Annotated in this window: 5 protein-coding genes; all 5 read left to right on the top strand. The window is 70.6% G+C overall.

Annotated elements, in window-relative coordinates:
* Window positions 1-1,448: [protein-PII] uridylyltransferase (glnD, locus tag Q8M88_RS04170; protein WP_305594988.1), on the top strand; the 1,448-nt coding region annotated here is incomplete at its 5' end.
* A 213-nt stretch (window positions 1,449-1,661) separates the two neighbouring features.
* Complete coding sequence (gene murJ, locus Q8M88_RS04165; protein WP_305594987.1) at window positions 1,662-3,314, top strand: murein biosynthesis integral membrane protein MurJ; 1,653 nt, start codon at window positions 1,662-1,664, stop codon at window positions 3,312-3,314.
* A gap of 123 nt (window positions 3,315-3,437) precedes the next feature.
* Window positions 3,438-4,478, top strand: a complete 1,041-nt coding sequence (trpS, locus tag Q8M88_RS04160) for a tryptophan--tRNA ligase (RefSeq protein WP_305594986.1) — start codon at window positions 3,438-3,440, stop codon at window positions 4,476-4,478.
* A gap of 49 nt (window positions 4,479-4,527) precedes the next feature.
* Window positions 4,528-5,100 (top strand): NifU family protein, encoded by a 573-nt coding sequence (locus tag Q8M88_RS04155; protein WP_305594985.1) that lies wholly within the window; start codon window positions 4,528-4,530, stop codon window positions 5,098-5,100.
* 43 nt (window positions 5,101-5,143) lie between these two features.
* A partial coding sequence (tsaB, locus tag Q8M88_RS04150) for a tRNA (adenosine(37)-N6)-threonylcarbamoyltransferase complex dimerization subunit type 1 TsaB (protein ID WP_305594989.1) occupies window positions 5,144-5,404 on the top strand: 261 nt, incomplete at its 3' end.

Below are 5,404 nucleotides of genomic sequence, written 5' to 3'. Positions count from 1 at the left end.
ATCCCCAGCGCACGCTGGCGCTGATGAACGATGCCGGCGTGCTGGGCCGCTTCGTGCCGGAGTTCGGGCGCATCGTCGCCCAGATGCAGTTCAACATGTACCACTCGTACACGGTGGACGAGCACACCCTGCGCGCCGTCGGCGTGATCGCCGAGATCGCCAACGGCCGCTTCGCCGAGGACCATCCGCTGTCCACCGCGATCATGCCGCTGATCGACGATCGCGAAGCGCTGTTCCTGGCCATGTTGCTGCACGACACCGGCAAGGGCGGGGTCGGTGGCCAGGAGAAGGCCGGCGCCCGCTCGGCCCGTTCGGCCTGCGAGCGCCTGGGACTCGACCGCGCCAAGATCGAGCTGGTCGCCTGGCTGGTCGAGCACCACCTGGTGATGAGCGACACCGCCCAGAAGCGTGACGTCGGCGACCCGCGCACTGTCGCCGACTTCGCCGCCATCGTGCAGACGCCTGAACGCCTGCGCCTGCTGCTGGTGCTGACCGTTGCCGACATCCGCGCCGTGGGGCCGGGCGTGTGGAACGGCTGGAAGGGCCAGTTGATGCGCGAGCTCTACGCCGCCACGGAGGCGGTGTTCCGCGGCGGTCGCGGCTCCGAGGGCGCGCAGGTCGTAAAACGCCACCAGGAAGGCGTGGCGCATGCCGCCCGCGAACGCATGATCGCCGCAGATCCGGGCTCCGAGCCCTGGGCGCGGGCCATGGAGGACGCCTATTTCACCTCGTTCAGCGAGGCCGATCTGGCCGAACACGCGGCCTTGGGCCGTCGGGCGCTCGCCGACAGCGGCGTGGCGGCGCAGGCCCGCATCCAGCCCGACATCAACGCCTCGGAACTGACCATCGCCGCCCCCGACCGCAAGCGGTTGTTCGCCGACCTCGCCAGCGCCATCCGCACCGCCGGCGCCAACGTCATGGGGGCGCGGGTGTTCACCTCGCACAGCGGCCAGGCGCTGGACGTGTTCTACGTCCAGGACGCCGCCGGCAATCCGTTCGGCGCCGACGACCCGCGCCTGCTGCCCCGCCTGGTCACCGCGGTCGAGGCCGCCGGACGCGGCCAGCCGCCGAAAAGCGAGACCCGCAAGACCATGGACCTTGGGCGCACCGCGGCCTTCGCCATCACGCCCACGGTGATGCTGGACAACGAGGCGTCGGAAACCTCGACGGTGGTCGAGGCGTCTGGCCGCGACCGCCCGGGCCTGCTGGAAGCGCTGGCCCGCACCATCGCCGACGCCGGCCTGTCGATCCTGTCGGCGCACATCGACGGCTATGGCGAGCGCGCGGTCGACGCCTTCTACGTGGTCGGCCCGGACGGCAAGGTGGTCGACCCCAAGCAGGGCGCCGCGCTCAAGACCGCCCTGATCGCCGCCATCGACGAAACCGACGCACCCCCCGCGAAGCCCCGCGTCAACCTCCAACGCGCCCGAGCCAGCGTCGCGCGCTAGGCTACGCACCTCCCCTTTTCACGGGTGAGGAGCAGGGAGCCTCGCTCCTCCCCTGCGAAGCGGGGGAGGTGGCTTTCGCCGCAGGCGAAAGACGGAGGGGGCGAGGCCGCCGTGGAAACTCACGACCACCCTTGAGCCCCGCGCCGTGCGGCCCTATCCGATCCAGCCGACGCGCTCTAAGTTCGCGCCCAGCCTGAACCCGCAGAACAGCCCGTGACCGAGACGCCGCCCGAGCCGCCCGCCGCCGCGCCCGCACGACGCGGCGCAGGCCTGATCCGCTCGTCGCTGATCTTCTCCAGCCTCACCCTGGTCAGCCGGTTCATGGGCCTGGCCCGCGACCTGGTGGTCACCGCCAGGCTGGGGGCCAGCCAGACCATCGCCGCCGACGCCTACTACACGGCGCTGGCCTTCCCGAACCTGTTCCGCCGCATCTTCGCCGAGGGGGCCTTCGCCGCGGCCTTCGTGCCCGGCTACTCCCGCAAGCTGGCGGCGGAGGGTGACGCGGCCGCCGACCAGTACGCCTCCGACGCCCTGGCCACGGTCGCGGTCGCCACGGTCGTGGTGATGCTGGCCGCCCAGCTCGCCATGCCGTGGCTGATGTACCTGATCAACCCGGGCTACGCCGACGAGCCGGAGAAGTTCCGCCTGGCCTGGATGCTGACCCAAGTGACCATGCCCTACCTCCCGTGCATGGCGATCGCCGCCCTGTTCGCCGGCGTGCTCAACGCCCGCGGCCGGTTCGTGGTCTCGGCCGCCTATCCGACCATCCTCAACGCGGTGATGCTGATCGCCGTGCTGCCGCAGAAGGATCCGGTGACCGCCGCCTGGTGGGCGTCGGGCGCGGTGCTGGTCGCCGGCGTCGGCCAGGCCGCCTTCTGCTGGTGGGGCGCGCGCCGCACCGGGGCCCGCATCCGCCCCAGCCGCCTGAAGCTGACTCCCGACATGCGCGCGCTGATCAAGCTCGCCATCCCTGCCGCCATCGCCAACAGCGCCACCCAGATCAACATCTTCATCTCCGGCATCCTGGCCTCGCAGGTCGCCGGCATGCGGGTGTGGATGAATGTCGCCGACCGCCTCTATCAACTTCCGATGAGCCTGGTGGGCGTGGCGATCGGCGTCGCCCTGCTGCCGCGCCTGTCCCAGGCGCTGGGCGCCGGCGACCACGACGACGCTCAGGTCGCCATGGACCAGGGCGTGGTGTTCTCGCTCGCCTTCAGCCTGCCGGCCGCCGCCGCCCTGATGGCCATGCCGATCTACCTGATCGACGCCCTGTTCACCCGCGGCGCCTTCGTCGACGCCGACGCCCAGGCGACCGGCGCGCTGCTGTTCCATTACGGCTGGGGCGTGCCGGCGTTCGTGCTGCTGCGCATCCTGCAGCCGGCGTTTTTCGCCCGGCAGGACACCAAGACGCCAATGCGTTTCTCGCTGATCTCGGTGGCGGTGAACATCGGCCTGGGCGTGGTGCTGTTCTACGCCATCGGCTTCACCGGCATCGCCATCGCCACCAGCACGGCGGCCTGGATCACCGTGGCCCAGATGAGCGTCTCGCTGATGCGGCGCGACGTCTATCGGCCGTCCGCCCGCGCGGTCGGCAAGGTGTTGCGCGTCGCCGCCGCCAGCGTAGTGCTGGGCCTGCTGCTGGCGACCTGCGCCCACTTCCGCGGCGCGCTGGAAGCGCCGTTCGGCGACTTCCGCGCAGCAGGCCTGGGCGCCAAGGAGATCAGCGTGCTGCTGGTCTGCGCGCTCGGCGGGGCGATCTATCCGGTGCTGCTGTTCGCCTTCGGCGGCGTCACGCCGGCCGAGGCCCGCGGCGTGCTGCGCCGTCGACGCGGCGATCCTGCGCCGACGCCGGTGGACTTGCCGTAGATCGGGCGATGGCCTATCCCGCGCGGATGGCCCTCACCGGACGAGACATTGCGCGATGGCGCCGCGGCTGACCCGCGTACCCGCGCTTGCGCGCCCACACCGCCATCCGAAGAGCCTGAAATCATGACCGATCAAACTCCCGCCCCCTACACGGGTTCCCAGCGCGTGCTGTCCGGCGTGCAGCCGTCCGGCGCCCTGCACCTCGGCAACTATCTCGGCGCCCTGGTGAAGTTCGCCCGCCTGCAGCACGAGATCGAGACCTTCATCTTCGTCGCCGACCTGCACGCGATCACCGCCTGGCAGGAGCCGGCGAAGCTCGCCGATCAGGTGCGCGAGATCGCCGCCGCTTACCTCGCCTCGGGTCTCGACCCGGCCAAGGCGACGATCTTCCCGCAGTCGGCGGTCGGCGCGCACGCCGAACTCGCCTGGGTGTTAAACTGCGTCGCCCGTCTCGGCTGGCTCGACCGGATGACCCAGTTCAAGGAGAAGAGCGGCCAGCACAAGGAACGCGCCAGCGTCGGGCTCTATACCTACCCGGTGCTGCAGGCCGCCGACATCCTGATCTACAAGGCGACCCAGGTGCCGGTAGGCGAGGACCAGCGCCAGCACCTGGAGCTGACCCGCGACATCGCCCAGAAGTTCAACCACGACTTCGGCGCCGAGAACTTCTTCCCCCTGCCGGAGGCCCTCACCCAGGGTCCGGGCGCGCGGGTGATGTCCTTGCGCGACGGCTCGGCCAAGATGTCCAAGTCCGACCCCTCGGACAATTCCAGGCTCAACCTGCTGGATGGCGTCGACGCCATCGCCCAGAAGATCCGCAAGGCCAAGACCGACGCCGCGCCCTTGCCCGAGACGATCCATGAACTGGCGGACCGCCCGGAGGCGCTGAACCTGGTGGGCATCTACGCAGCCCTGGAGGACCGCACGCCAGCCGAGGTGCTGGTCGAGTTCGCCGGCCAGGGCTTCGGGGCCTTCAAGCCGAAGCTCGCCGACCTCGCCGCCGCACGCCTCGGGCCGGTGGGCGACGAGATGCGCCGCCTGCTGGGTGATCCGGCGGAGATCGACCGCGTCCTCGCCGCCGGCGCCGAGCGCGCCCGCGCCGCCGCCGAACCAACCTTGGCCGAGGTCAAACAACTCGTCGGCTTCTGGGGTCCCGGGCGGTAGCGATCCCCTGCAACTTGCAGTTCGCCTCCCGAAGCGCCACATTCCAGGCATGTTCATCCAGACCGAACTTACGCCGAACCCCGAAGTCCTGAAGTTCCTGCCGGGCCGTGACGTCTATCCGGACGGCTCGCGCGACTTCCGCGACGCTGACGACGCCCAGGTCTCGCCGCTGGCCGCCGAGCTGTTCGACATCGACGGCGTCGAGCGGGTGTTCTTCGGCGGCGACTTCCTCACCGTCGGCAAGACCGCCGGGTCGGACTGGGCGCACCTGAAGGCGCCGATCCTGGCCGCGATCATGGACCACTTCACCTCCGGCCAACCGCTGTTCGCCGGCGGCGAGGACTTCGATGGCGGCCACGACGACACCGTCTACGACGGCGACACCGCCCAGGTGGTCGCCGAGATCAAGGAACTGCTGGACACCCGCATCCGTCCGGCCGTCGCCCAGGACGGCGGCGACATCTTGTTCAGCCGTTTCGAGCCCGACAGCGGCGTCGTCTGGCTGCACATGAAGGGCGCCTGCTCGGGCTGTCCTTCGTCGGCCGCCACCCTCAAGGCGGGCGTTGAGAACATGCTCAAGCACTACGTCCCGGAAGTGACCCGCGTCGAACAGACGCTCTGACGGCCTTTCACCGCACGCGCCGATCGTGTAGCGCCCCGGCATGATCGTGCTGGGGCTCGACACCTGCCTGGACGCCTGTTCCGTCGCCGTGCGTGACGGCGCGCGGATCCTCGCCGCTTCCAGCGAAGCCATGGCGCGTGGCCACCAGGAACGCCTCGCGCCGCTGGCCGCCGAGGTGATGGCCGCCGCCGGCCTCCGCTTCGACCAGCTCGGGCGTGTCGGCGTCACCGTCGGCCCGGGCTCGTTCACCGGCCTGCGCGTGGGCCTGGCCTTCGCCAAGGGCCTGGCCGCCGCCCTCGACATC

Origin of the sequence: Phenylobacterium sp., from assembly GCF_030693805.1 — a bacterium.
Lineage (GTDB): Bacteria > Pseudomonadota > Alphaproteobacteria > Caulobacterales > Caulobacteraceae > Phenylobacterium.
The sequence above is the reverse complement of the archived record's forward strand: the minus strand, read 5'-3'. Positions and strand labels throughout refer to the sequence as shown.

Coding starts and splice junctions, on each gene's coding strand:
- Q8M88_RS04155 (WP_305594985.1), top strand. CDS start 4,528: ATGTTCATCCAGACCGAACTTACGCCGAACCCCGAAGTCCTGAAGTTC.
- trpS (WP_305594986.1), top strand. CDS start 3,438: ATGACCGATCAAACTCCCGCCCCCTACACGGGTTCCCAGCGCGTGCTG.